Annotated in this window: 24 protein-coding genes; 11 read left to right on the top strand and 13 right to left on the bottom strand. The window is 65.7% G+C overall.

The genetic code is table 11. The annotated features are described in order from the left end of the window. Positions 1–23 precede the first annotated feature (23 nt). Together G7026_RS21025 and G7026_RS21020 are read left to right on the top strand one after the other, a co-directional pair. Entirely contained in the window at positions 24–944 is a 921-nt protein-coding gene (locus G7026_RS21025) for an aldo/keto reductase (protein WP_181073012.1), read from the top strand. Between the two features lie 37 nt (positions 945–981). Beyond that, complete coding sequence (locus tag G7026_RS21020) at positions 982–1,476, top strand: GNAT family N-acetyltransferase (RefSeq protein ID WP_181073011.1); 495 nt, start codon at positions 982–984, stop codon at positions 1,474–1,476. 40 nt (positions 1,477–1,516) lie between these two features. On the opposite strand, the gene G7026_RS21015 is transcribed toward G7026_RS21020, so the two are convergent. Next, positions 1,517–1,732, bottom strand: a complete 216-nt coding sequence (locus G7026_RS21015; RefSeq protein ID WP_181073010.1) for a DUF3509 domain-containing protein — start codon at positions 1,730–1,732, stop codon at positions 1,517–1,519. A gap of 396 nt (positions 1,733–2,128) precedes the next feature. Between G7026_RS21015 and G7026_RS21010 the strand changes: the two genes are divergently transcribed. The 3 genes from G7026_RS21010 to G7026_RS21000 all read left to right on the top strand — a co-directional run bounded on the left by G7026_RS21010 (position 2,129) and on the right by G7026_RS21000 (position 8,041). Next, positions 2,129–3,001, top strand: coding sequence for a helix-turn-helix transcriptional regulator (locus G7026_RS21010; RefSeq protein ID WP_181073009.1), 873 nt, complete (start codon positions 2,129–2,131; stop codon positions 2,999–3,001). Positions 3,002–3,155: 154 nt separating this feature from the next. Next, positions 3,156–4,391: an exonuclease SbcCD subunit D C-terminal domain-containing protein gene (locus G7026_RS21005; RefSeq protein WP_181073008.1), complete on the top strand. Its 1,236-nt coding sequence runs from the start codon at positions 3,156–3,158 to the stop codon at positions 4,389–4,391. Next, positions 4,388–8,041 carry an AAA family ATPase gene (locus G7026_RS21000; RefSeq protein ID WP_181073007.1) on the top strand — a complete coding sequence of 1,218 codons (3,654 nt, stop codon included), beginning with the start codon at positions 4,388–4,390 and terminating at the stop codon, positions 8,039–8,041. The genes G7026_RS21005 and G7026_RS21000 overlap by 4 nt, the downstream gene beginning before the upstream one ends. 22 nt (positions 8,042–8,063) lie before the next feature. On the opposite strand, the gene G7026_RS20995 is transcribed toward G7026_RS21000, so the two are convergent. Next, complete coding sequence (locus tag G7026_RS20995; protein ID WP_181073006.1) at positions 8,064–8,597, bottom strand: cytochrome b; 534 nt, start codon at positions 8,595–8,597, stop codon at positions 8,064–8,066. A 316-nt stretch (positions 8,598–8,913) separates the two neighbouring features. Here G7026_RS20995 and G7026_RS20990 point away from each other — a divergent pair, with 316 nt between their 5' ends. Both G7026_RS20990 and G7026_RS20985 read left to right on the top strand, forming a co-directional pair. Further along, positions 8,914–9,675 carry a phytanoyl-CoA dioxygenase family protein gene (locus tag G7026_RS20990; protein ID WP_181073005.1) on the top strand — a complete coding sequence of 254 codons (762 nt, stop codon included), beginning with the start codon at positions 8,914–8,916 and terminating at the stop codon, positions 9,673–9,675. 73 nt (positions 9,676–9,748) lie between these two features. After that, a complete protein-coding gene (locus G7026_RS20985) occupies positions 9,749–10,231 on the top strand; it encodes an acyl-CoA thioesterase (RefSeq protein ID WP_181073004.1) in 483 nt (160 codons plus the stop codon). Here G7026_RS20985 and G7026_RS20980 read toward each other — a convergent pair. The 3 genes from G7026_RS20980 to G7026_RS20970 form a co-directional block, all read right to left on the bottom strand. Continuing rightward, on the bottom strand, positions 10,225–10,860 hold the full coding sequence (locus G7026_RS20980; protein WP_181073003.1) for a c-type cytochrome: 636 nt from the start codon (positions 10,858–10,860) through the stop codon (positions 10,225–10,227). The genes G7026_RS20985 and G7026_RS20980 overlap by 7 nt on opposite strands. 106 nt (positions 10,861–10,966) lie before the next feature. Then, entirely contained in the window at positions 10,967–11,668 is a 702-nt protein-coding gene (locus G7026_RS20975; protein ID WP_181073002.1) for a DUF1294 domain-containing protein, read from the bottom strand. 125 nt (positions 11,669–11,793) lie between these two features. Next, positions 11,794–12,150, bottom strand: coding sequence for a phage infection protein (locus G7026_RS20970; RefSeq protein WP_181073001.1), 357 nt, complete (start codon positions 12,148–12,150; stop codon positions 11,794–11,796). Between the two features lie 196 nt (positions 12,151–12,346). Here G7026_RS20970 and G7026_RS20965 point away from each other — a divergent pair, with 196 nt between their 5' ends. The 3 genes from G7026_RS20965 to G7026_RS20955 all read left to right on the top strand — a co-directional run bounded on the left by G7026_RS20965 (position 12,347) and on the right by G7026_RS20955 (position 13,552). Then, positions 12,347–12,691: a zinc ribbon domain-containing protein YjdM gene (locus G7026_RS20965; protein ID WP_181073000.1), complete on the top strand. Its 345-nt coding sequence runs from the start codon at positions 12,347–12,349 to the stop codon at positions 12,689–12,691. 109 nt (positions 12,692–12,800) lie between these two features. Continuing rightward, positions 12,801–13,001 (top strand): hypothetical protein, encoded by a 201-nt coding sequence (locus G7026_RS20960; RefSeq protein WP_181072999.1) that lies wholly within the window; start codon positions 12,801–12,803, stop codon positions 12,999–13,001. Between the two features lie 164 nt (positions 13,002–13,165). After that, positions 13,166–13,552, top strand: a complete 387-nt coding sequence (locus G7026_RS20955) for a hypothetical protein (protein ID WP_181072998.1) — start codon at positions 13,166–13,168, stop codon at positions 13,550–13,552. 69 nt (positions 13,553–13,621) lie between these two features. Here G7026_RS20955 and G7026_RS20950 read toward each other — a convergent pair whose 3' ends face one another. The 8 genes from G7026_RS20950 to G7026_RS20915 form a co-directional block, all read right to left on the bottom strand. Further along, positions 13,622–14,884 carry a 3-phosphoshikimate 1-carboxyvinyltransferase gene (locus G7026_RS20950; RefSeq protein WP_219858536.1) on the bottom strand — a complete coding sequence of 421 codons (1,263 nt, stop codon included), beginning with the start codon at positions 14,882–14,884 and terminating at the stop codon, positions 13,622–13,624. A 159-nt stretch (positions 14,885–15,043) separates the two neighbouring features. After that, positions 15,044–16,540, bottom strand: coding sequence for a CoA-acylating methylmalonate-semialdehyde dehydrogenase (locus G7026_RS20945; RefSeq protein ID WP_181072997.1), 1,497 nt, complete (start codon positions 16,538–16,540; stop codon positions 15,044–15,046). A gap of 129 nt (positions 16,541–16,669) precedes the next feature. Further along, positions 16,670–17,596: an ABC transporter permease gene (locus G7026_RS20940; RefSeq protein WP_181072996.1), complete on the bottom strand. Its 927-nt coding sequence runs from the start codon at positions 17,594–17,596 to the stop codon at positions 16,670–16,672. Further along, positions 17,596–18,723 carry an ABC transporter permease gene (locus G7026_RS20935; RefSeq protein ID WP_181072995.1) on the bottom strand — a complete coding sequence of 376 codons (1,128 nt, stop codon included), beginning with the start codon at positions 18,721–18,723 and terminating at the stop codon, positions 17,596–17,598. Before G7026_RS20935 ends, G7026_RS20940 begins: the two co-directional genes overlap by 1 nt. Next, positions 18,716–20,275, bottom strand: coding sequence for an ABC transporter ATP-binding protein (locus G7026_RS20930; protein WP_181072994.1), 1,560 nt, complete (start codon positions 20,273–20,275; stop codon positions 18,716–18,718). The genes G7026_RS20935 and G7026_RS20930 overlap by 8 nt, the downstream gene beginning before the upstream one ends. Beyond that, positions 20,272–21,372: a BMP family ABC transporter substrate-binding protein gene (locus tag G7026_RS20925; RefSeq protein WP_181072993.1), complete on the bottom strand. Its 1,101-nt coding sequence runs from the start codon at positions 21,370–21,372 to the stop codon at positions 20,272–20,274. The genes G7026_RS20930 and G7026_RS20925 overlap by 4 nt, the downstream gene beginning before the upstream one ends. Positions 21,373–21,412: 40 nt before the next feature. Then, the gene (locus tag G7026_RS20920) at positions 21,413–21,799 is read right to left on the bottom strand and encodes a VOC family protein (RefSeq protein WP_181072992.1); all 387 of its coding nucleotides are present in this window, start codon (positions 21,797–21,799) and stop codon (positions 21,413–21,415) included. Beyond that, complete coding sequence (locus G7026_RS20915) at positions 21,796–22,806, bottom strand: isopenicillin N synthase family dioxygenase (protein WP_181072991.1); 1,011 nt, start codon at positions 22,804–22,806, stop codon at positions 21,796–21,798. Before G7026_RS20915 ends, G7026_RS20920 begins: the two co-directional genes overlap by 4 nt. 766 nt (positions 22,807–23,572) lie before the next feature. Here G7026_RS20915 and G7026_RS20910 point away from each other — a divergent pair. Then, positions 23,573–24,043 carry a hypothetical protein gene (locus G7026_RS20910; protein WP_219858535.1) on the top strand — a complete coding sequence of 157 codons (471 nt, stop codon included), beginning with the start codon at positions 23,573–23,575 and terminating at the stop codon, positions 24,041–24,043. Positions 24,044–24,183: the final 140 nt, after the last annotated feature.

The following is a 24,183-nucleotide window of genomic DNA, read 5'->3' as shown; positions in this document are numbered from 1 at the left end:
ATGCCGCCAGCACAGGAGCCCCCATGAATGCCTCGCTCACCCGCGCCGAATTTCTCCGCCTCTGCGCCGCCTTCGGGTTCTATGCCATGAGCCCCTTTTCCGCTGCCCAGAGCGCCAACACCAGCCAGCCGATGCGCCGCCGCCCGATACCGTCCACGGGCGAACAACTGCCGGTGATCGGCTGCGGCACCTACCGCGGCTTCGACATCCGGTCCCAGAGCGGCCAGGACTGGGAAGACTGCGCCCAGGTGCTGCGCGAGCTGTTCGCGGCCGACGGCTCGGTCGTCGACAGCTCGCCCATGTACGGCGAGGCCGAAGCCACCGTCGGGGCGTTGCTGGAAAAGCTCGATGCCCGTAACCAGGCCTTTATCGCTACCAAGGTCTGGACCCGCGATGACGCCGCGATCCAGATGCAGCGCTCGCTGGACCTGCATCGCACCGACCGGATCGACCTGATGCAGATCCACAACCTGGTCGAATGGCGCGCTCACCTGCCCACCCTGCGCCAATGGAAGGAAGAAGGCCGCATCCGCTATATCGGGATCACGCACTACACCGCCAGCGCCTATGGCGAGGTCGAGGCGATTCTCGAAGCCGAGCCGCTGGACTTCCTGCAGATCAATTATTCGGTGGATGAACACACTGCCGAACAGCGCCTGCTGCCGCTGGCCGAAGAACGTGGCGTCGCCGTGCTGATCAATCGTCCCTTCGGCGGCGGTGGCCTTTTGAGACGCCTGTTGCGCGAGCCGCTGCCCGAATGGGCGAGCGACTACGACTGCCAGAGCTGGCCACAACTGCTGCTCAAGTACGCCCTCAGCCATCCCGCCGTGACCTGCGTGATCCCCGGCACCGGAAATCCGCGTCACATGCTGGACAACCTGGCCGCCGGCCGCGGACGCGAGGCGGATGCGGCATTCCGCGAGCGGCTGCGCGAGCGACTGTGACACACTGGCCAACCCGTATCCCGCACAAGGTCGCGCCATGGAGCCGCTGATCACCTATTACCTGGAAATGACCTCCTCGACCGAGTTGAAGGCCAAGCCGCTGCCAGCGGAGCTGACCGTCGTCGAATGTGAACTCCAGCAGTACCCCTTCAACCGCTTCCTCTATCAGCTCGTCGGCGATCCCTGGGGTTGGACCGACAAGCTGGCATTGCCGGATGCCGAGTGGCAACGCCAGATAGAAAACCCCGACCATCGCACCTGGGTCGCCTACCACCGCGGCGCGATCGCCGGCTATTACGAGCTGCAGCGTCAGGGCAACGAAGTGGAGATTCTCTATTTCGGACTGGTGGAGCAGTTCTTCGGACAGGGTTTCGGCGGGCCGCTGCTCAGCCATGCCATCGAGCAGGCATGGGGCTGGGCCGGCTGCGAGCGAGTCTGGGTGCATACCTGTTCGCTGGATCATCCCAGAGCATTGCGCAACTATCAGGCACGGGGCTTGCGGCTATATCACGAGCAGGTGGAGGGCGCCTGATCGGGACAGAGGGGAGGCGTCTGTCACGCGGGACTGCGGATCAGCGCGGGCGGGACAGTTCGTTGCGAATGTCTTCCAGCAGGGTCTCGACCAGCAGCTCGTTCTGCACCTGAGCGTTGGTCATCATCCGTGTGGTCTCTGTGCCATTGATGGGATACCCAACGCGAACAATCAACTTGCCGTCGTCCTGAGGTTCGACGCAGGTGTTGTATTGCGCGGTGAAATTATCGGCAAGGTGACGGGACAGGGTTTTCATGGAGCATCTCGAGCGGCGGACCTGACAAAAAGACCGCGCTCGATTGATTTAGATTCCATGCTGCTCACACGCAAACGGACATACACCACATAAATGTTACGGAAATCCGACAGACGGCTCCGATTTGTCCACTTTCATTGACCTGGCTCTATCCAGTCGCTCGACCTCGTCGCTCATTTACGCTTGATCTCCCGCTCGGCGTAGGCCACCCAGGCCAGCAAAGCCATCACCACAAGGGTCCCGGCGGAAAACACCAACGCATTCAGAATCAGGGGCATATGGGCCACTCCTCAAAAGGTCTCTTGGCTTGATCGGCGCCCCGAATATATGTAGCTTCACACGACACGTCGACTCTCTCGACATAGGCATATCAACTTTTCGGATAGGTTCCGGCGCATGAAAAGAAAGCAGTCCTTGAGTCAGATTCGCTGGGATCTCGCCCTGCGCTATCGCCTGATCGAAACGGTCGCCTGGTGGGAGGGCCGCCTGACCACGGGCCACCTCATGCAGAGCTTCGGCATCAGCCGGCAGCAGGCATCCAAGGACATCAACACTTACCTGAACGAGCATGCGCCGAAAAACCTTACATATGACCGCCACCTGAAGGGCTACAAGCCGGCCAAAGACTTCCAGCCGCTGTTCATCGATGGCAGCGCCAGCGCCTATCTCCATCTGCTCGACCAGAACCGCGAACGCGCGCCTCATATCGAAGGGCTCGCGCTGGCCTACGCCCATACCGAACTGCTGCAGGTGCCCGACCGCAGCATCCGTCCCGAAATCCTGCGCCCGATCCTCCAGGCCTGCCGGGAAGGACGCCGCCTGGAGGCCGAGTACATCTCGCTGACCACGCCCGAGATCGAGATCCGTGTGATGGCCCCGCACTCGCTGGTCTACACCGGCATGCGCTGGCACGTGCGGGCATACTGCGAGAAGCACCGCGACTACCGCGACTTCGTCCTCAGTCGCTTTCGTGGCGAGCCGGACCTGATGGATGAAACCGAACACCCGCGCGAAGACGACACCGCCTGGAATACTCCGGTGACGGTGATCATCGAGCCGGACGCGCGCCTGTCTGCCGAACAGAAGGCGATCATCGAAAGCGACTACGGCATGGAGGACGGCCAGCTGCCGGTGCACACCCGCGGCGCGCTGGTGCAGTACGTCCTGCAGCGCTACCGGATCGACCCGAACACCGTCCAGGCCAACGCCATCGCGCAACAGATCCAGGTGCAGAACCTGCAGGCGCTCAAAGGCTGGTTGTACTCATGAAAGGCGCACACAGCGCTCGTGGCAGGGCAACCCCATTCCGTGGGAGCGGTCTTGACCGCGAAGCTGCCGAGCCATCGGCCGCAGCCCCAGAGCAGCCCCAAGCAAGAGCCACGCGCTACAGGGGCGCCGCCCATCCATCAAGAAGGCCCAAGCCATGCGCCTGATCCACACTTCCGACTGGCACCTCGGCCAGACCCTCCACGGCCAGGACCGCGATTACGAGCACGCGCAGTTCCTCGCCTGGCTACTCGAGCAGCTGGTCCAGCACCGGCCCGACGCCCTGCTGATCGCCGGCGACATCTTCGACACGGTCAACCCACCGCTCAAGGCCCAGGAGCGCCTCTACGACTTCATCGTCCGTGCCCACGAGCAATTGCCGCAGCTGGACATCGTGATGATCGCCGGCAACCACGATTCCGGCGGACGCATCGAATTGCCCGGCCCGCTGATGAAGCGCCTCAACGCCCATGCCATCGGCCGTATCAGCTGGGTCGCGGAAAACCAGCTCGACCACGGTCGCCTGCTGGTACCGCTGCACGATGCCAAGGGACAGGTTGCCGGCTGGTGCCTGGCGCTGCCCTTCCTGCGCCCGGCGGAAGTCACCGGTGGCGAGGCCGGCGACGACTACATGCTCGGCATCCGCCACGTTCACCATCACCTGATCGCCGCCGCCGTAGCCCGGCGCCAGCCCGGCCAGGCGCTGATCGCCATGAGCCACGCGCACATGGCCGGCGGGGCGGTGTCCGAGGATTCGGAGCGCAACATCGTCATCGGCAATGCCGAGGCGCTGCCGGCGAACCTGTTCCCCGAGCCCATCGCCTACGTCGCCCTCGGCCACCTGCACAAGCCGCAGCGGGTCGCGAGCCAGGAGCGCATCCGCTACAGCGGCTCGCCCCTGCCGCTGTCGTTCGGCGAGATCAATTACCCGCACCAGGTACTGCTGGTGAGTTTCGATGGCGACCGGCTCGCCACCGTCGAGCCCCTGCCCGTGCCCCGCGCGGTGGAGATGATCCGCGTCGGCCGCGCGCCGCTGGCCGAAGTGATCGACCAGCTCAAAGCCTTGCCAGCGGTGGGCCTGTTCGCCGAGAACCTGCCCTGGCTGGAAGTACGCGTGCAACTCGACGAGCCGCTGCCGGACCTGCGCCAGCGCATCGAAACGGCGCTCACCAACAAGGCCTGCCGACTGGTGCGCATCGCCAGCGAATACGCCGGCAAACGCGGCGAGGGGGAATCCGAAGTACTGCTCGGCCTCGACCAGATCACCCCGCAGGAACTCTTCACCCGCGCCTGGGAAGAACAGTTCGGCAACCCTCCCGACGAACAGGCGCTGGACGACTTCGCCAGCCTGCTGCAGCAGATCGAGTTCACCGGTGAAGGAGACGCCCGATGAAGATCCTCGCCATTCGCCTGAAGAACCTCGCCTCGCTGGCGGGCGAGCAGGTCATCGACTTCAGCGCCGAGCCCCTGGCCAGCGCCGGTCTGTTCGCCATCACCGGGCCCACCGGCGCTGGCAAGAGCACCATCCTCGATGCCTTGTGCCTGGCGCTGTTCGGCAGCACGCCGCGGCTCGGCGGCGCCTCGCTGCTCAGCAAAGTGCCCGACGGCAGCGACGAGATCGGCAGCGGCGACGAGCGCAACCTGCTCCGCCGCGGCTGCGGCAGCGGTTATGCGGAGGTGGACTTCGTCGGTGTCGACGGCCATCGCTACCGCGCCCGCTGGGAAGTCAAACGCGCCCGAGAGAAGGTCGACGGCCGCCTGCAGGCCAGCAGCCAGAGCCTGTTGGACCTGGACAGCGAACAGCTCCTGGCCAGCGGCAAGAAACGTGAATTCAAGGAACTGCTCGAAGCCAAGCTCGGGCTGACCCTGCCCCAGTTCACCCGAGCCGTGCTGCTGGCCCAGAGCGAGTTTTCCGCCTTTCTCAAGGCCGACGACAACGACCGCGGCACCCTCCTAGAAAAGCTCACCGACACCGGCCTCTACAGCCGGCTCGGCCAGGCGGCTTTCGAGGCGGCCAAGCGCGCCCGCGAAGCGCTCGCCACCCTGCAGCAGCAGGCCGGCGGCGTGCAGCCCCTGGACGCCGAGGCGCGCCAGGCGCTGGAAGCGCAACACCAGTCGCAACAGACCGAACTCAAGGCCCTGCAAGCGCAGCTCGACGCGCTCAAGCATCAGCGCCAGTGGCTGGTGGACCTCTCGCGCCTGCAAGGCGAGCGCGACAATGCACGGCAACAGCTCGCCGAGGCCGAAACCGAGCTGGAAGGCCTTGCCGACGCCCGACGCATCCTCGGATTGTTCGAGCAGCTGGCGCCGCAACGCCACCGCTTCCTCCGCGAGCGCGAACTGACGCCGCTGCTGGCGAAGGTCGACGAAACCCTGGCCCGCCATGGCCGTGAGCATGCGGTGGTAGAGGATCGGCTCAAGGAATTGGAACAGGCCTGCCAGGCCTCGACCGAGGCACTGACGGCCGCCGAACAGGCCATCAGGACCGCCGAACCGGAGCTTTCCCGAGGGCGCAGCGAAGAGGAGCGCCTGAGCCATCTCGCCAACGATCTGCGTGAAGCTCGCGGACAGGCCGAACAGGCCGAGGCGGCGAGCACGGCCGGCGAGACGACCTTGACCCAGCTGCACCAGCAGCAGGAACAGGCGGCCACACAGCTCGGCGCCCTCACCGACCAGCTCGCCCGCAGCGCCGAACTGCAGCCCCTCTGCGCTGCCTGGAGTGGCTACCGGCCGCGTCTGCAGCAGGCCGTGCAGATCGCTGCCCGCCTGCGCCAAGGCCGTGGAGAACTGCCGGCGCTGGAAACCAATGCCAAGGCGGCCGAAGCCGGACAGGCCAGCGCGCGTCGCGCGCTCGATGAACTGCAGGCGCAGATCGGCGGCGAGACCGGCCTGGGCGAACAGCTGGCGCAACTCAACGCCCGGCTCGAATCCTGGCGCGAAGCCGAACGCCAGTTCGAAAGCCTGCACGGCCTCTGGTCGCGCCAGCAGCAGCTCGCCACCCAACAGCGAACCCTGCAGAGCGAACAGAACCGCCAGCAGGTCGAACTCGATGCACTGACCCAGGCCGGCAAGCTCACACGCAGCGAGCGCGACGATGCGGAGAAAGCGCTCAAGGTGGTGCAGGCGCTGCTGGATCGCCAGCGTCTGGCCCGCAGCGCCAATGTCGAGGCCCTGCGCGCGGCGCTGGTACCGGGCGAGCCCTGCAGCGTCTGCGGCAGCGCCGAGCACCCCTGGCATGACGGCGCCACCCTGCTCGCCGCCCTCGATCAGCAGGACGAGCATGAAGTCGAGCAGGCGCAGCGTCAGCTCAAGGTCCAGGATGAAAAGCTCCAGGCCCTGCGCGATCAGCACATCGCCCTCTCCACCGGTATCAAGCAGAACGCCCAGCGGCAGGCGGAAATCGCCGATGAACTGGCCAGGCTGGAGCCGCAACTGGCGGCCCTGGCCGGCCATGCCGAGCTGCTGGCTCAGCCGGACACTGAGCGCCTGTCCTGGCTCGACAGCCGGATAGCGACGCTCAAGCAAGACATCGCCGCCGCCAATGCCCGCCAACGCGAGCTGCTCGGGCTGCAACAGCGCAGCGAAACGCTGCACCGTGACTGGCAGAGCGCCCGTGACGCGAGCGCCCAGGCCAACCAGGCGCTCGCCGGGCAGCGCGACGCCATCGAACGGGACAACGAGCGGCTCGAGGAGGAACTGGCGGAATTCGCCAGCCTGCTGCCTGCCGCCTCACTCGCGCGCTGGCGCGAGGCGCCCGCCGAGACCTTCATGCAGCTGGACGGCCAGGTCGAGGCTCGGCGCCAGCAGATCGACCAGCACGCGGCATTGGCCGAAGAACGGCAACAGCGCCAGACCGCGCTAGAACGCGAGCAGCTGCAGCAGCAGCATCGCCTCGATCAGCACAAGGCGTGCAGCACCCGCCTCGTCGCGTTGGAAAGTCGCGAGCACGCCTGCCGCCAGAGCCTGCGCCAATGTCTGGGTGAGCACCCCAGCGCCCAGGCGTGGCAGCAGCGGCTCGAAGCCGCGATCCAGGCCGCCCGGCAACAGCAGGCCGAGGTGGACAGGCGACTCAACGAGGCGCGCGTCGAGCTGACCCGGCTCGCCGGCGAGCAGCAGAACTGCAGCCAACGCCGCGACGAACTGCTGGCCGAACGCAGCACCCTGACCGAAGAACTCGCCGCCTGGCGCGCCGCGCACCCCGATCTGGACGATGCGACCCTGGCGCAGCTGCTGCAACTGGACGACACGCTGCTGGCCGAAGCACGCGAGCGGCTGCGGGCCAACACCGAGCAGCTCGCCCGAGGTCGCGAACGCCTGGACGGCTGCGAACAGCGGCTGACGGCCCATCGCGCCGAACAGCCGGACGCCACGGATGCCGAAACCCTGGAGGCGCAATTCAGCGCCCAGCAAGCCCTCTGCGATCAGGCCGAGCAGCGCAGCACCGAGACTCGTGCTGCCTTGCTCGACGACGATCGGCGGCGCAACCAGAGCCAGGCCCTGCTGACTCAAATCGCCGACGCTACCGCCGAAAGCCAGCGCTGGGGCCGCATCGCCGCCCTGATCGGCTCGAGCGACGGTGGCGCCTTCCGCAAGATCGCCCAGGCCTACAACCTCGACCTGCTGGTGCAGCACGCCAACGTCCAGCTGCGCCAGCTCGCCAGGCGTTATCGGCTCAAGCGCGGCGGCAGCCCGCTGGGGCTTCTGGTGATGGACACGGAGATGGGCGACGAGCTGCGCTCGGTGCATTCGCTGTCGGGCGGCGAGACCTTCCTCGTCTCGCTGGCGCTCGCGCTGGGCCTGGCCTCGATGGCTTCGAGCAAGCTGAAGATCGAGTCGCTGTTTATCGACGAAGGCTTCGGCAGCCTCGACCCGGAGTCGCTGCAGATCGCCATGGACGCGCTGGATTCGCTGCAGGCCCAGGGCCGCAAGGTGGCGGTGATTTCACACGTGGCGGAGATGCACGAGCGCATCCCGGTACAGATCCAGGTGCAACGCCAGGGCAACGGTCAGAGCGGGTTGCGCATCGTGGGCAGCGGCGCCTAGGCGCCCTGCCCGTTGACGGAGATCAGCGCAGGAATGGCAGCATGCCCTTGAGCACGTCGTCACGGCGCACGTAGTGGTGCCACAGCGCGATGGCGGCGTGGCCGAGGATCAGAGCGAACAGCAGGTACTGGCTGATCAGGTGAACCTCCTTGGCGATGCCGCGCACGTCCGAGGACAGCGGCAGCGGACCGATCTCCACCAGCCAGAACAGGCTGAACGGCCGGCTGCCGAACATCAGCCCGGAAATCGGCATCACCAGCAACAGCAGGTAGAGCAGGCCATGACCGACCTTGGCGGCGCGCTGCTGGGCGAGCGACTCCTCAGGCTTCAGCGCCTGGGCCGGCACCTTGCGACCCCGATAGAACAACCGCAGCACGGTCAGCGCCAGCACCGTCACGCCCAGGGACTTGTGCAGGGTGAAGACCTCGCCCCGGCCGCCCAGCAGGCTTTCGAAAACCAGGCCGCTGCCGTAGGGCAAGGCGATGATCAGCAACACCAGCAGCGCGCTGATCCAGTGAAAGCCGATCTGGGTGGCGGTGTAACGCGGCAATTGCATGGGCAATCCTTAATCGTCATGGCGAGCCGGGCATTGTCTCGCTCCGTGCTGACGAGGTGAAGCAAGGCGGCCTTTGCAAGGTGTTTCAGAAGGGAGAAGCGGATAGGACGAGCCCGGTAGCGCCACTTGTGGCGGCGCCGCCGGGGCCGAACGATACACACACTGGGAAAAGCGAACGCTGCGCTCATGGCGCGGCGTCGACCCGCCGGCGCTGCCGGGGGTGCGGGGAAGATAGCCAACGGACCTTTCAGCAACCTGTCGGTCTCAAACAAGAACGACTCGTACCCTCGGCCCAAAACCTGGAGAGGGAGGACCGGTGAAACCCTCGGACCCACGCATCACCGCTGGCCTGGAGGCCCTGCACCGCGACGGCTTTGTCCTGCTGCGCGGTGTGCTCGACGCCGGCCGGATCGCCGAACTGCACGAGGCGATCGACGCCCTGCGTCCCGAGCATTGGGATTACACCGGCCTGGTCGACCACTACAAATGCGTGTTCAACCGTGACCCATTGTGGCTGCCCTATCTGGACCTGCCCGGCGTGATCGAGCTGGCCGAGGCCGCGCTCGGCGCCGATTGCCACATGATCGGCCAGACCGCCTGGCGCTGCCATCCGGGCTTCATCGGCGGCGATCTGCACCAGGACTACCAGGTGATGGAGCTGCCCGAATCCCTGCTGGCTGACCCGGACTTTCGCGTGCCGATGCAGATCCTCACCGCGCACCTGTTCATCGACCGGATCACCGAAGACCTCTGCCCGACCTGCGTGATTCCCGGCAGCCACCGGGCCGGTCGCGCGCCGGCAGGGGGCGAAACCCACTGGCGCGGCCGCGCTGCCGAGCCGGTGCTCTGCGACGCCGGCGACGTGCTGCTGTTTCGCAGCGACCTCTGGCACGCCGGCAGCCGCAACCTAAGCGGCGACCGCATCCGTTACCTGCTGCAGGTGCACTATGGCCAGCGCATGGTGGCGCAGAAGTTTTCACCGTATCTGGAGTGGCGCTTCGACCCCCAGGTGCTCGCCGCCGCCACGCCGCGCCAGCGCCGGCTGCTGGGCGATCACGAACCCTCCGAATACGACTGAAGCGCCCCGTTCGCCACCGGGGCGGGCAATCCACTACAGTTAGCGAACCCGCCCTCAAACGAGTTTCGATGCAATGCTATTAGGAAGCGCAGAACTGTCCATGACCGTGCTGATGACCCCGGATCAGGCCAACTTTTCCGGCAACGTGCACGGCGGAACGCTGCTCAAGTACATGGATGAAGTGGCCTATGCCTGCGCCAGCCGCTACGCCGGCCACTACGTGGTCACGCTGTCGGTCGATCAGGTCAACTTCCGCCAGCCGGTCCACGTCGGCGAGCTGGTGACTTTCCTCGCCTCGGTCAACTACACCGGCAACACTTCGATGGAGGTCGGCATCAAGGTGATCACCGAACACATCCGCGAGAAGACCGTACGCCACACCAACAGCTGCTTCTTCACCATGGTGGCGATGGATGCCAACGGCAAGCCGACCACGGTGCCACCGCTGGAGCCGCAGACGCCCGACCAGAAGCGGCGCTTCGCCCAGGCGCAGCAGCGCCGGCAGATCCGCCAGGAACTCGAAGAGCGCTACCGCGCACTGAAAGACGCCTACTGAGCCGTCGCCGACAGCTGCGACAGGTAAGCCGCCAGCGCGGTGATGTCCTGCTCCGACAGGATGGCCGCGATGGGCAGCATCGGCGAGCCAGCACGGCTCGGGTCCTTGTTGCGAAACCGGGTCAGGGTGCGCCGCAGGTACTCGGCCGGCTGGCCGGCCAGTCGAGGCGCGTTTTCCTGACCCTGGGCATGCGCGCCGTGGCAGGCGATGCAGGTGTTCTTGAACACCGCGGCGCCCTTGAGACTCAGCGCCGGGTCGACTTTCTGGGCCTTGGGTTTGACCGTTTGCTGGCTGAAGTACACGGCGATGTTGACCCGCTCCTCCATCGAAAGGATCTGCGCCAGCTGCGACATCACGTAGTCGCTGCGCTGGCCGTCGGCGAACTTCTCGAACGAACTGAACAGGTAGCGCGGATTCTGACCGGCCAGATTCGGGATATGCTCGCGCTTGCTGTTGCCATCGCTGCCGTGGCAATGGCCGCAGAGCACGATGCGCTCCTGCCCGGCGGTGTAGGCCTGCTGTCGCAGCGTGTCGTCGGCCATCAGGGCGTTGAATCGGGCAGCGGCCTCCTCGTTGGCATGGGCCAGCGAAACCAGGCAGCAGAACAGGGCGAAAAACACGAAGCGCATGGGAAAGATCCTGTCGGTACACGTCCATTTCTTATGGGCGCGACTCTAAGCCCCGCTCCCCGTGCGTACCCTGGCGTAGATCAATAAACCCTGTGATAGCCCCGCCTTAGAGACCGAGCAACGGCCGCAGGCGCTCGGCGCCGAAAGCGCTGCGCAGGAACAGCAGATCGATCCAGAACGTCTGGTGCGCCAGGACGATGAACCAGAACGGCAACTGGAAACTCAGCTTGCGCGTCTTGTGCCGCAGCAGCTGCTGGGCGACCAGCGCACCGGGCCAGCCACCGATGAGTTCGAACAGGTGTAGCCGGCTCTCGGGGGTGCGCCAGCGATCCTTCATCGCGCTGTGCTTGTCGCGCCAATAGAGCAGGAAGGTCACCAGACTGGCCGCGCCATAGATCGACAACGCGACCGGTATCCGCCCCGCCAGCAGCGGCTGCAACCCGCCCCACAGCGGCAGAGCGCAGAGTAGCGTGAAGACGACGAGCTTCATGGGAAGGTAGCGAACGCCAGCGGCCGGCGAGGAGCGCCGCGCCTCCTTGCTTGGCTTGGAGGCGTTGGCGGCCCTGGGCTTTCGCCGGATCGCAGGCTGATCCAGGGCCAGTCCGGCATCCAGACGCATATGCTCGGCGCGCAGCCGACCTTTTTCGTCGCGACCGCCCACGAACAGCACCCGATCACCCACCACCGGACGCCGGTCGCCCCGCACGCTGGAGATATGAACGAACACCTCGGCACCGCCGCTCTGCGGACGGATGAAGCCGAAGCCCTTCTGCTCGTTCCAGGATTTCAAGATTCCGCGCTGTTCCATGTCCTGCTCTGCCCAGGCAAAGACGCGATGCTACCCAAGGGCTACCGCCACGGCCACGGCGCTCCTTGCGGCCCGCGCACAAAAAAGGGCGCCCACTGGCGCCCTTTGATAATGCAGACCTTAAATCAAGCGGTACGCCCGATCAGGGTGCGTTCGGAGCCGCCCTCAGCCAGACGATGTGCGCCAACGCGGTCAGCGCCGTCTTCGGCAACACGACGGTTCAGCGTGCGCTCGGCACCACCTTCGGCCAGACGATTGGCCCCCACGCGGTCAGCGCCATCTTCGGCAACGCGACGGTTCAGCGTGCGCTCGGCACCGCCTTCGGCCAAACGATGAGCACCGACGCGATCGGCGCCGTCTTCGACAATGCGGTGGATGCCGGTGCGTTCGGCGCCACCTTCGGCGACCAGGTCGGTGGCGGCGAAGCTGCTGGCGGCGCCCAGGGCAGCGATGAACAGCGCGGCGATGGTTTCAGTTTTCATGATCGGGTTCCTCGAAGGGTTGGGAAGTGGCTACGGGGTGAATACTGCGCCGCGTGCCCCGCCCCGGTGAAACAGACAAAGCTGATAGCGTTCATTGCCGCAATTGATGGTTGCCCCGAAGCCGCGCCAGGTCCGGCAGCCGGAGACAAAACCCTATACAATCCGCGGCTTTTTCCGCCCCGTTCCGAGGAACCTTGTGAGTACATTGCCGCCCTGCCCCGCCTGCGCATCCGGATACACCTATGAAGATGGCCTGATCCTGGTCTGCCCCGAATGCGCCCATGAGTGGTCGTCCCTGCCCAGCGAAGAGTCCGCCGGCGCAGGCGACAAGGTGATCAAGGACGCGGTGGGCAACCCGCTGCAGGACGGCGACAGCGTGACCGTGATCAAGGACCTCAAGGTCAAGGGCTCCTCGCTGGTGGTCAAGGTCGGGACCAAGGTGAAGAACATCCGCCTGGTCGATGGCGACCACGATATCGATTGCAAGATCGATGGCATCGGCGCGATGAAGCTCAAGTCCGAATTCGTCAAGAAGAGCTGAGCCGAGCGCGGGCCAGCGCCCAAGGACGCCGCAGCGCAGAGTCGATCACGCCCCGGCATGTGGGGCTGCGCTAGAGTCGGCGCCTACGCTCACACCTCAGGAACTCGATATGCGCCACGCCCTCACCTTGCTCGTCAGCCTGTTCGCCCTGGCCGGCTGCGGCGCCGGCGAAACCGCCGCCACCGCCGCGCTCCAGGCCCACCAAGCCAAACAGGCGCAACAACAACTGGCGCAGCTGCAGCAGCAGATCGACGAGGCCAACCGGCAGAGCAACCGCCGCCTGGAAGAGGCGGCACGTACCTCGCAATAACCGCCACACCCGTTAACGCCGGGCACGCCTCGAATGGCGACCGATGGCCCAAACCCGCGATGCGCGGCACGGATCAACACGCTGCAATCAACTTTGCGCGTACCTAGGCGAACTACGGAGCCTCGCTCATCTCCTATGGGTAACCGACCCAACCAGGAGGCTCCATGCTCAAGCCCTTGTTTGCCGTTTGCGCGGCTCTGCTCAGCTCTGCCGCGCTCGCCCAGTCCGCCAAGGTAGATATCGTCAGCCACCTCAACGGCATGGATCTGGTCGTCGAACCAATGGGCGTTCCGCTGAACACGCAGAACGGGCCCGAGCTGGTAGGGGTGCGTGCCGTGAAGGTCACGAACCAGAGCGACCAGATGGCTTCCTGCGAATTCCACATGGCACCGGAAGACCGCACCACCGCGGCCAGCACGCCGACGTTCACGGTCGACCCGAACAGCCAGGTGATCGAGCGCGTCCCTGGTGAATATTCACCGGACCGGCCTTATGCCGAGGTCACCTGCGAGCCGGCAGACGCCTCTTCGACTACCGATTCGATGGATTGAGCGCCAGCACGAACGGCATCCGTACACGCTCGCGCGTCCTCTGCGCGAGCGGGCCGTGACCGCCCAGGCTCAGCGGTAGTGCACGCCGAGCGCTTGCAGCGCGTCCCAGTAGCCGGGGTAGGTCTTGGCCACGCAACCGGGGTCGAGAATCTCGAGCCCGTCGATCTTCAGCGCGGCAAGGGCGAAGCTCATGGCGATACGATGATCGGCGTAGGTTTCGATGCGCGCCGGCAGGTGCTGACCGGCCAGCGACGGGTCCGAGGCGACCAGCAAGTCGTCCCCCTCCTCGATGCCCAAGCCCGGACGGATGCGCGACAGCTCGGTGGCCAGCGCGGCGACGCGGTCGCACTCCTTGACCCTGAGGTTGGCGATGCCGGTAAAGCGCACCGGGGTGCGGTTGAACGCCGCCAGTACGGCGAGCGTCGGGATCGCGTCCTGCATCTGCGAGCCATCGATCACCGCAGGCATCTCCGGGAAAGTGTCGATCACGGCCTTGGCCCGGGCATCGGGCTGGATGAAGGCATCGGCCGGCACGCCCAGGTCGATGGCGCCGCCGGTCAGCGCTTCGACGGCCCATAGATAGGTCGCGGCCGAGGCGTCGGGTTCGATGACGAAATCGCAGGCACGGTAGCCGGTCGGCTGGATGCGCCAGGTGGCGGCATCGAGTTGCTCCACTTCGGCACCGAAGGCACGCATCGCCGCGAGCGTCAGATCGATGTAGCCGCGCGCGCCGATCTCGCTGCCCAGCAGCGCCACTTCGCACGGGCCTTCGGCGCAGGCGGCAGCCATCAGCAGCGCCGAGACATACTGGCTCGACAGCCCACCGTCGATCTCGATGCGCCCGCCGCGCAGGCGACCCGCGCCCTGCACGGTCACCGGTGGGCAGCCGCCGCTGGCCGAGATATCCAACCCCAGGCCGCGTAGCGCCTGCACCAGCGGCTCGATCGGGCGCTTGCGCATGTGCTCGTCGCCATCGAGCACCACCTGCCCCTCGACATTGGCTACCGCCGCGGTCAGAAAGCGCATCGCCGTGCCGGCATTGCCGAGGAACAGCGCCTCCTGCGCAGCGGCCAGGCGCCCGTCGCTGTGCACCACGAAGCTGTCGGCCGTGGGCTCCTCCACCGTCACGCCCATGGCCCGCAACGCCTGCGCCATCCAGTGGGTGTCGGCGCTCTTGAGCGCGCCGCTGAGCCGGCTGGTGCCGCGCGCCAGCGCCGCCAACAGCAGTGCCCGGTTGGTGATGGACTTGGAGCCGGGCAGCGTCAGCCGACCTTGCAGTGGGTGCTGGACCGGAATCGGAGTCAGGGAGGTACGTTGCAGAAAGTCGCTCATGCCAATGCTCGATAGCCTGCTGTCGGCGCAGATGAAAGGACGACGGCGGCCGCGAGGCACGCCGGGGCATGCAGACTATGAAACAACCCGGCCCGCGACAACCGCTGCGGCAAACAAAAAGGCCAGTCTCACGACTGGCCTTCTGCTCACCGCCCTTCTTCAGCCGTTGCTGGGGAAGGCGAACTGCGCCGCCTCGTGGCTCGCGCGCTGCGGCCAGCGCTGGGTGATCGACTTCCGTCGGGTGTAGAAACGCACGCCGTCCGGGCCATAGGCATGCAGGTCGCCGAACAGCGAGCGCTTCCAACCGCCGAAGCTGTGATAGGCGACCGGCACCGGCAGCGGCACGTTGACGCCGACCATGCCCACCTCGATCTCGTCGCAGAACAGCCGCGCCGCCTCGCCGTCGCGGGTGAAGATGCAGGTGCCGTTGCCGTACTCGTGCTCGTTGATCAGCGCCATCGCCTCTTCCAGGCTGGCGACCCGGACGATGCACAGCACCGGGCCGAAGATTTCTTCCTTATAGATGCGCATCTCGGGGGTGACCCGGTCGAACAGGCAGCCGCCGAGGAAGAAGCCGTTCTCGTTGCCGGCCACGCTCAAGCCTCGACCGTCGACCACCAGCTCGGCGCCGGCCTTGACGCCGTCCTCGACGTAGCCGGTGACCTTGTCCAGGTGCGCGCCGGTGACCAGTGGGCCCATGTCCAGGCCGCAGCTCGTGCCGGCGCCGATCTTCAGTGCCTTGATCTGCGGCGCCAGTTTGTTGACCAGCGCATCGGCGATCTGATCGCTCACACAGACCGCCACCGAGATGGCCATGCAGCGCTCGCCGCAGGAGCCGTAGGCCGCACCCATCAGGGCGCTGACCGCGTTGTCCAGATCGGCATCGGGCATCAGCACCGCGTGGTTCTTCGCCCCGCCGAGGGCCTGCACGCGTTTGCCGCGCTTGGCGCCCTCGCTGTAGATGTACTCGGCGATCGGGGTCGAGCCGACGAAACTCAGCGCCTTGACCTCCGGTGCCTCGATCAGCGCGTCGACCGCTTCCTTGTCGCCGTGCACCACGCTGAGCACACCCTTGGGCAGGCCGGCCTGGTGCATTAGCTCGGCGATCAACAGCGTCGAGCTCGGATCACGCTCCGACGGCTTGAGGATGAAGCAGTTGCCGCAGGCGATGGCCAGCGGATACATCCACAGCGGGACCATCGCCGGAAAGTTGAACGGTGTGATGCCGGCGACCACACCGATCGGCTGGAAGTCGCTCCAGCCGTCGATGTCGGGGCCGACGTTGCGGTTGTATTCCCCCTTGAGCAGCTCCGGCGCGCCACAGGCGTACTCGACATTCTCGATGCCACGCTTGAGCTCGCCGCCGGCATCCTCGATCGTCTTGCCATGCTCCTGGCTGATCAGCACGGCAATCTGCTCGGCGTTGTCTTCGAGCAGCTGCTTGAAGCGGAACATCACCTGCGCGCGCTTGGCCGGCGGGGTCGCCCGCCACGCCGGGAAGGCCGCCCTGGCCGCATCGATGGCCTGCTGGATGACCGCGCGATCCGCCAGGGCGACCTTGTGGATGGCCTCTCCGGTGGACGGATTGAACACATCGGCAGTCCGGCCAGCGCCAGCGATACGCTCGCCATTGATCAGGTGGGGGATGGTGCTCATGGTGATTCCCTTGTTCTAGTAGGTGGAGCGAAGATGTGTCGGCTCGCGGCCTGTGTGACGGCGGTACGGGTTGCGGGCGGCGCGCCTGTCCGAGACTAGCACGCCGCCCCGCGCCCCGGCGCCCGCCCGTCAGCGGCGCTCCTCGCGGATGAAGGGCACCCCGAGGGCGCCCGGCTGGTCGGCGCCGGCACGCGCACCCATGGCCACCCAGATCATCACGCCGAGGGTCACGGCATAGGGTGTCATCTGCACGAAATACTGCGGCAGGCGTACGCCGGCGGCGGCCAGTTGCGGAATCAGCGCCTCGATGCAGCCGAACAGCAGCGCACCGGCCAGAGCTTTCCACGGCGCCCAGCGGGCAAAGATGACCAGCGCCACGGCGATCCAGCCGCGCCCGCCGGTCATGTCGGCGATCCACAGTTTGGTGCTGAGCACCGATATGTAGCCGCCGGCCAGGCCGATCAGCGCGGCGCCGGCGAGAATCGCCGCCAGCCGGTAGCCGAGCACGGATATCCCCGCGGCATCCGCCGCCTGCGGATTCTCCCCCACCGCGCGCATCCGCAGGCCCGTGGTGGTGCGGCCGAGAAACCAGACCACGGCGAGGAAGATCAACGGGGTGATGAACACCAGCGGGTTCTGCACGAAGACCTTGCCCACCAGCGGCAACTCGGACAGCGGCCACAGCTCGACCGCGCCCAGGCCCCGGACCGGCTTGTTGGTCCAGTCCAGCAGCGTGCCGAGCAACCCGGTCAGCCCCTGGCAGAAGAACACCAGCGCCAATCCGGCGATCACCTGGTTGATGCGCAGCACCAGCACCATCAGCGCGAACAGCAGAGACACCACCGCCGCCGCGCCCATCGCCAGCAGCAGCGAAACGCCCGGGGCGCCATAGGCCAGCTGCGCGCCGATGCCGGCCAGCGCACCGACCAGCATCAGCCCCTCGGCGCCCAGGGCCAGCACCCCGGCGCGCTCGGTGAGGATCAGCCCCAGCGCTGCCAGGGCGAAGGGCACGGCGAAGTCCGGCGTGTTGCCGAGCCAGTTGGCGATCATGTCCATCAGCTTTCGCCTCCCTGAACGCGGCGGATACGGTGGCGGATGAAGAAATCCGAGGAGGCGATGCAGATCACCAGAATCGCCTGGATCAGCTGCACCATGGAAAACGGGATCTGGTAGAACACCTGCAGGCTGCGCCCGGCGACGAACAGCATCGCCATCAACAGCGCCACCACCAGCGCCGCCACCGGGTTGTTGCGCGCGAGAAACGCGATGAGGATCCCGGAGAACCCGTAGCCCTGGTAGAACGACTGGGTCAGCCGTCCCTCCTGCCCGGCGATGATCATGAAGCCGGCGATCCCGGCCATGGCGCCGGAGAGCAGCACCGTGCCGATGATCATCTTGCGCACCGGCACGCCCACCGCGCCGGCTACCCGCGGGCTGGCATCGACGAAGCGCAGGTACAGCCCTGCGCGGGAAACGCCGAGGAACCACAGCGCCAGCAACGCGACCACCAGCGCCAGGGGCACCGCCGCGCTTATACCGTCGAACAGCTCGGGCAGCCGCTCGAAGGGCTGGAACTGCGGCGAGTACGGAAACGAACTCCTCGGGTCCTTCCAGCTGCCGTAGAGCAGGTGCAGCAAAAAGTTGAGCGCGAGGTAGTTGAGCATCAGCGTGGAGATGATCTCGTTGACCGAAAGGCGCAGCTTGAGCAGCACCGGCGCCAGCGCCCAGGCGAGGCCGCAGAGCATCGCCACGACCAGCATCAGCGGCAGGCGCAGCGCCTCGGGGCCGATCTGGAACAGCGAGACGGCCGTCGCCCCGATGGCGCCCCAGATCATCTGGCCCTCCAGCCCCAGATTCCAGAACCGGGCGCGAAACGCCACGCAACCGGCCAGCCCGACGAGGATCATCGGCGCGGCCTGGAACAGCACGGCCTTCAGGCTCTGGGCATCGAACACCGTCATGACGACGAACTCATTGAGCAGCTCGCCGGCAGGCACCCCGGCCGCGATCAGGATAACCGCCGAGATGCCCAGGCCCAGCAGCAGCGCCAGCCCGAGAATCAGCACCTGCCAAGACCACGCCAGCTGCTGGCGGACCTCCAGGGCATAGCGCCGGGCGAGCAAGGGCAGCTTCGCCGCCGGCCGGGCCTGTTCGAGAATCACGGGGCGTACCTGTTCATTCATGGTTCATCTCATTCATGGCTGCACCGGCGTGGCCGACCATCGCCTTGCCGATGGCCTGGCGATCGGCGGGACGCTCGAACTCGGCCACGATCCGCCCGGAATTCATCACGCCGATGCGGTCGGCGAGCGCCAACACTTCATCGAGGTCTTCGCTGATCACCAGCACCGCCGCGCCGGCATCACGGGCGGCACGCAGCCGCGCATGCACCGCGGCGCTGGCGCGCACGTCCAGCCCTCGACTGGGGCTGTGCACCAGCACCAATTGCGGGTCACGGGAGAACTCGCGGGCGATCACCAGCTTCTGCGCGTTGCCGCCGGAGAGCAGCGCGGCCTTCTGTTTCAGCGAGCGCACGCCCTGCACGTCGAAGCCAACAACGGCCTCGGCGGCTTCCCTTTCCAGGCGCTTGCGCCGCAGGTTGAAGAACGAACCGTAACGCCCGCTGTGGATCTGCCCGACGCCGAAGTTCTCCGCCACCGAGAGTTCGCCGGCCAGCGCGGTGCCATAGCGATCGGCCGGAATCGCGGCGATGCGCAACTCACGGCGTTGCTCGCTGCTGGCCCGACGCAGGTCGCCGAAACCGGCCAGTTCGAGTTCGCCTTCGCAGGGCTCGGGCAGGCCCATCAGCACATTGGCCAGTTCGCTCTGGCCGTTGCCGCCGACGCCCGCGATGCCGTAGATCTCGCCGGCGCGCAGGCTCAGCGTCACGCCGTTGAGCGCACCATGCCCGCCGCCGCGCGAGCGCAGGTCGCGCACCTGCAGGCGCACCTCGCCGGGCGTGGCCGGCTGGTACTCGCTGGCCGGCGCCGATTCGCCCACCGTCAGGCGTACCAGCTCGGGCACCGAGACGCTCTGCGGATCGAGGGTCTGGATCGTTCGCCCGCCGCGCATCACCGTGACACGGTCGGCGAAGCGCTTCACGTCACTCATCTTGTGGGTGACCAGCACCACCGCCGCGCCCTGCCGGGCGAAGGCGCGCACCGTTTCGAGCAGGCGCTCGGCCTCCTGATCGGTGAGCACCGCGGTGGGCTCGTCGAGGATCAGGATGCGCGCGCCGGCCAGCAGCACCTTGAGGATCTCCACCCGCTGCTGCTCGGCCACCGAAAGGCTGTCGGTCGACTGCCCCGGGTCGATGGCAAAGCCCAACTGCGCGGCCTTCGCGCGGATCTGCGCCTCCAGCGCGCGCAGGCGCTGGCGGTGGCTGCCGGTGAAGGTGCTGTTGCCGGGCTGCTCGGGAAGGCCGAGCAGGATGTTCTCGGCCACGGTGAACGGCTTCACCAGTTTGAAATGCTGGTGGACCATGCCGATGCGATAGCGGCTGGCGTCGCGCGGGCCGCTCAAGCGCACCGGGTTGTCGTCGATCAGCAGCGAGCCGCTCTCCGGTGCGTAGAGGCCAGCGGCGATGTTCATCAACGACGACTTGCCCGCACCGTTCTCGCCGAGCAACGCGTGCACCTCGCCCCAGCGGGCGGTGAAATCCGCATGGGACAGGGCCATGAAGCCGTCGAACGACTTGCTGATGCCGCTGAGCTGGAGGGCGTTTTGCGCACTCATTGCTGCGTCGTCACACCTTTGACGAACCAGTCCATCTGCCACAGCGCGGAGTCGGCCATCACCTCGCCCTCGGCGATGCGCTCGGCGCCTTCACGGTCTGCCATGGGGCCGGCATAGATCTTCTTCTCGCCTTTGATCAGTTCCTCGCGGGCCGCCATGATCTTCGCCTTGTTCTCTTCGGAGACCGCCGGGCCGCAGCAAGCCGCGTCGGTGCCGCCTTCGGCCATGGACAGCAGCGCGCCATGCTCAGGCGGTGTCCAGTTGCCAGCGCTGATCTTTTTCAGCTCCGGGGCGAGGAATTTGTCCCATACCCAGACCGAGGAACAGACCGTGGCGTCCGGGGCGAATTCGCTCATGTCGCGGTGGTGGCCGGTGCCGTGCACGCCACGCTCCTGGGCGACGATCTGCGGCGTCGGGCTGTCGACGTGCTGGCCGATGACGTCGGCGCCGGAATCGATCAGCGCCATGGCGGCGGCGCGTTCCTTGACCGGATCGTTCCAGGCGCCGGTGTAGACCACCGTGACGGTGGCGTCCGGGTTGATCTGCTGCGCGCCGAGGGCAAAGGCATTGACCGTCCAGTTCACTTGGCCGAAGGGGTTGGCCGCGACGAAGCCGAGCTTGCCGGTCTTGGAGGCCGCGCCGGCGGCCATGCCGCACAGGTACTGGCTCTCGTAGGTGCGCCCGTAGAAGGATTCAAGATTCGCGCTGTTGGTGGTGCCCGAGCCGTTGAGGAAGGCCACGTTCGGGTACTTGTCGGCCAGCTCCTTGAAGGTGTCCGAATAGCCGAAGGCGGTGCCGACGATGACATTGGCGCCGCGCTGGATCAGCCGATCCACCGCCGGGCGGATCGAGGAGGCGTTCTCCGGCACGCTCTCGACGTACTGGATCTTCGTATCGAGCTCGGCTTCGAGCTTCTGCCGCGCCTCGTCGAACGCCTGGGTCCAGCCGCCGTCGTTGCGTGGGCTGATGTAGAGCATGGCGATCTTCGCCGGCTTGTCGAGGGTCAGGCCCTCCTGCGCCCCTGCCGTCCCCGCCGCGCCCGCAAGGCCAAGCGCTACCGCCGCACACAAGGTCCGTTTCATGAACTGATTCAGCATTGTCGTTTTCCTGAAGTTGGCTATCGGAAGGCAGTGCAGGTCAAAGCATGTAATTGATGCGAAACACGTTCTTTTCCGGGTCCAGCAGAACGGCCTGATACCAGTTGTAATAGGTCAGGTACGGCGCCTTGATCAGGGTCGCCCCCAGGTCGCGGGCGATGGGCACCAGGCGGTCCACCTCCTGCTGCGCCTCGACATCGATGTTGAGCAGGAATTTGCAGCCGCGGGTGTCGGCGTGTTCCTCCAGGTGCAGCAAGTCGTAGGCCTCCAGCGCGTTGAAGCCGATGCAGGACTTGCCGGTGTCGAGCCCGCGAAAGATCGGCGAGGCGATCTCAGGAATGTTCCGGAAGCCGAACAGCTCGCGGTAGAAGCCGCTCAGGGCCTCGATGTCCCTGGCGAAGACGTTGACGTAGGAGAGCGTGTTCATGCGACCTCCAGGCCTTTGCCGAAGGTGGTCTGCTTGACGAACTTGGAGAGCAGGTTGTCGCCGGAGGTGACCGGCGCATGGCGCGGCGGATTGGCGGCGCTGCAACAGCCGGGCAGGCACTCGATCACTGCGTCGTAATTGGGCTGGTGGAAGAACACCAGCGACTGGCGGCCATTATCGGTGGGGCTGTTCTGCGGCGGGTTCACCACGCGATGCAGCGTGGAAATCCACTGGTCGTTGGTCCACTGCATCATTAGGTCACCGATGTTCACCGCGAAGCCGCCTTCCACGTAGGGCACGTCCACCCACTCGCCCTGGCGGTTGCGCGCCTGCAGCCCGCCCAGGGCATTGTCTGGCTTGACGATGGTCAGGCTGCCGTAATCGGTATGGGCGCTGGCGCGCATCTGGCCGGGCTCGACCTCCCCCTTCACGTCCGGGTAGCTCAGGCTGCGAAACATGCTGATGTGCTTGTCGATCTTGTCGTCGAAGAAGGTCTCCGGCAGCGCCAACGCCAGCGCGAAGAGGCGCATCAGCGACTGCGACAGCTCGCTCATCGCCTCGAAGTACTCGCGATAGGCCTGCTCGAAACCCTCGATGCCGGTGGGCCAGACATTCGGTGCGAAGTGCGGCCCGGCGGCGGCGCAGTGGTAATAGTCCTCGTGCGGCACGTCGCTCGGGCCGATGGAGAAGGACTCCTTCAGATCACCCGGCGAGGCTTCTTCCAGCGAATACGACAGACTCTCCTCGGCGACGGCACTGTAGCCACGCACCATTTCCGGGCTGGGCCGATCGACCTTGCGCTTTTCCGGCAACGGCAACGCGAAGAACTGCCGCGTGAGACGCGACACGCGCTCGATGAGCTCGGTGGGGATCTGGTGGTTGGTGATGACCAGAAAGCCAATGTCTCGACAGGCCTGGTCGACGGCCTTGGCCACCTGCTGCTTGCCTTCCGGCGTACCGGCGAAATACGGCGCCAGGTCGATGATAGGGACGTATTGCAGAGTCATGGTGAAGCACTCCTCTGAACGCAAGGCGGATTGCTCGAGCGCGTCGCACAGGGGCGCAAGCGCTTCTCGAAAGTCGAGCCCCACGGGCCCGGCCGCCCCGTTTGCACGCCGGGCCGACAGCGGAGGAAAGAGCAGAAAGCGTGCCACCCAAACGATCCGCTTTCGGATCAACGACTTACAGAATCCGAGCGGAAACGGTGGATCGTTTGGTCTGAATCAGAGCACTTGGTTTGTGCAGCAGGGCACTAGAAGCGGGCGTGAGGTGGAGTGCTGACCTTTAAGGTAGCGATGCGCCTGACGGGATCGGCCGCAACGAACCACAAGGCGGCCAGCGACTGATTTGCCTGGTAGAAGCACCACGGCGTGAGACAGCGGTGAAGGAAGATAGGTGGTTACGCCCGGAGTCATCTTGAGCGCCCGTCAACATTGAGCAAAACGCGCGGCGCTTGATTCACGCCCAATGGACACACTCCGTAACGATCACGTAGTGTTCGAACCTATCTGCTCGCGCTGACCGAGCAAACACGGCGTCCCATCCGTGGCGTATAACTCCCTTATACTTCCACCCTCCCCCGGAAACGCCCACCCTAGGCAAGGAGAGCCTCGATGACACGGAATGTTATGCACCAATCCCGTCCAGCGTCTTATACACCACTTGGTGTCTAATTATAGTTAGGGCTAAAACATGAATGCACCGAGTGGGGTTAGTCGCCGTCTCCAGCAATGTATTGAGCGTCTAGAGTCTCAAGACTGCGAGGGAGCCCTGGTGAATTTATTCCCCGCCATAGATAAAACGGCCAAGAAACGTCGTCCCAAAGAGGGCGTCGGGAAACGTATAAAGACTTTTCTTCAAGATGAAGAGGTGTTAATTACAGCCGTAGCAACGGGCAATGTCTTTAAGGGTTGCAGCTTTGACGGAATGTCGTTTCACGATGCCCTATACAATTTTGGCCGCACCCCAATCGCTCACGAGGGGGAGTTAGACCCACGATTGTCCTTCAATATGGAAGGTGGGCTACAGATAGGAAAGGATCACTGGAACCTTCCTATTAGCTACATCGTAGGCATGTCTCTGGCAGTAATCATTGCTCCAGAAAACTTCGGCGAACGTACCGCTGAGGGTTTAGCTATAACAGTGTTCGGCAAGCAATTCGCTCTGAACGATATCTGGGGTCGTCCTGAACCTGTTCGCGGCCACATATGCACGCGATTTCGTGACCCACACCTTTTTGCGTAAAAGCCTAACAACTGGTATATGGACTCTCCCCACAAGCAGTGAGGAATAGCTTTTCGATCCTGTCGTCAGCGCGGTTGCATTCGTATATCCGGCCTGTGCTGGGCACTGCCCTGGCCATTCTGTAGTTCGCGCAGCAGGGG

The organism is Stutzerimonas azotifigens (assembly GCF_013522725.1).
GTDB lineage: Bacteria > Pseudomonadota > Gammaproteobacteria > Pseudomonadales > Pseudomonadaceae > Stutzerimonas > Stutzerimonas azotifigens_A.
The sequence above is the reverse complement of the archived record's forward strand: the minus strand, read 5'-3'. Positions and strand labels throughout refer to the sequence as shown.

What these genes read in the sequence shown, in the direction of transcription:
- G7026_RS20975 (WP_181073002.1), bottom strand. Translation starts at nt 11,668, where the DNA reads ATGGAACAGCGCGGAATCTTGAAATCCTGGAACGAGCAGAAGGGCTTC.
- G7026_RS21010 (WP_181073009.1), top strand. Translation starts at nt 2,129, where the DNA reads ATGAAAAGAAAGCAGTCCTTGAGTCAGATTCGCTGGGATCTCGCCCTG.
- G7026_RS20970 (WP_181073001.1), bottom strand. Translation starts at nt 12,150, where the DNA reads ATGAAAACTGAAACCATCGCCGCGCTGTTCATCGCTGCCCTGGGCGCC.
- G7026_RS21025 (WP_181073012.1), top strand. Translation starts at nt 24, where the DNA reads ATGAATGCCTCGCTCACCCGCGCCGAATTTCTCCGCCTCTGCGCCGCC.
- G7026_RS21015 (WP_181073010.1), bottom strand. Translation starts at nt 1,732, where the DNA reads ATGAAAACCCTGTCCCGTCACCTTGCCGATAATTTCACCGCGCAATAC.
- G7026_RS20915 (WP_181072991.1), bottom strand. Translation starts at nt 22,806, where the DNA reads ATGACTCTGCAATACGTCCCTATCATCGACCTGGCGCCGTATTTCGCC.
- G7026_RS20955 (WP_181072998.1), top strand. Translation starts at nt 13,166, where the DNA reads ATGCTCAAGCCCTTGTTTGCCGTTTGCGCGGCTCTGCTCAGCTCTGCC.
- G7026_RS21005 (WP_181073008.1), top strand. Translation starts at nt 3,156, where the DNA reads ATGCGCCTGATCCACACTTCCGACTGGCACCTCGGCCAGACCCTCCAC.
- G7026_RS21000 (WP_181073007.1), top strand. Translation starts at nt 4,388, where the DNA reads ATGAAGATCCTCGCCATTCGCCTGAAGAACCTCGCCTCGCTGGCGGGC.
- G7026_RS20950 (WP_219858536.1), bottom strand. Translation starts at nt 14,884, where the DNA reads ATGAGCGACTTTCTGCAACGTACCTCCCTGACTCCGATTCCGGTCCAG.
- G7026_RS20960 (WP_181072999.1), top strand. Translation starts at nt 12,801, where the DNA reads ATGCGCCACGCCCTCACCTTGCTCGTCAGCCTGTTCGCCCTGGCCGGC.
- G7026_RS20920 (WP_181072992.1), bottom strand. Translation starts at nt 21,799, where the DNA reads ATGAACACGCTCTCCTACGTCAACGTCTTCGCCAGGGACATCGAGGCC.
- G7026_RS21020 (WP_181073011.1), top strand. Translation starts at nt 982, where the DNA reads ATGGAGCCGCTGATCACCTATTACCTGGAAATGACCTCCTCGACCGAG.
- G7026_RS20925 (WP_181072993.1), bottom strand. Translation starts at nt 21,372, where the DNA reads ATGCTGAATCAGTTCATGAAACGGACCTTGTGTGCGGCGGTAGCGCTT.
- G7026_RS20980 (WP_181073003.1), bottom strand. Translation starts at nt 10,860, where the DNA reads ATGCGCTTCGTGTTTTTCGCCCTGTTCTGCTGCCTGGTTTCGCTGGCC.
- G7026_RS20985 (WP_181073004.1), top strand. Translation starts at nt 9,749, where the DNA reads ATGCTATTAGGAAGCGCAGAACTGTCCATGACCGTGCTGATGACCCCG.
- G7026_RS20935 (WP_181072995.1), bottom strand. Translation starts at nt 18,723, where the DNA reads ATGAATGAACAGGTACGCCCCGTGATTCTCGAACAGGCCCGGCCGGCG.
- G7026_RS20940 (WP_181072996.1), bottom strand. Translation starts at nt 17,596, where the DNA reads ATGGACATGATCGCCAACTGGCTCGGCAACACGCCGGACTTCGCCGTG.
- G7026_RS20995 (WP_181073006.1), bottom strand. Translation starts at nt 8,597, where the DNA reads ATGCAATTGCCGCGTTACACCGCCACCCAGATCGGCTTTCACTGGATC.
- G7026_RS20930 (WP_181072994.1), bottom strand. Translation starts at nt 20,275, where the DNA reads ATGAGTGCGCAAAACGCCCTCCAGCTCAGCGGCATCAGCAAGTCGTTC.
- G7026_RS20945 (WP_181072997.1), bottom strand. Translation starts at nt 16,540, where the DNA reads ATGAGCACCATCCCCCACCTGATCAATGGCGAGCGTATCGCTGGCGCT.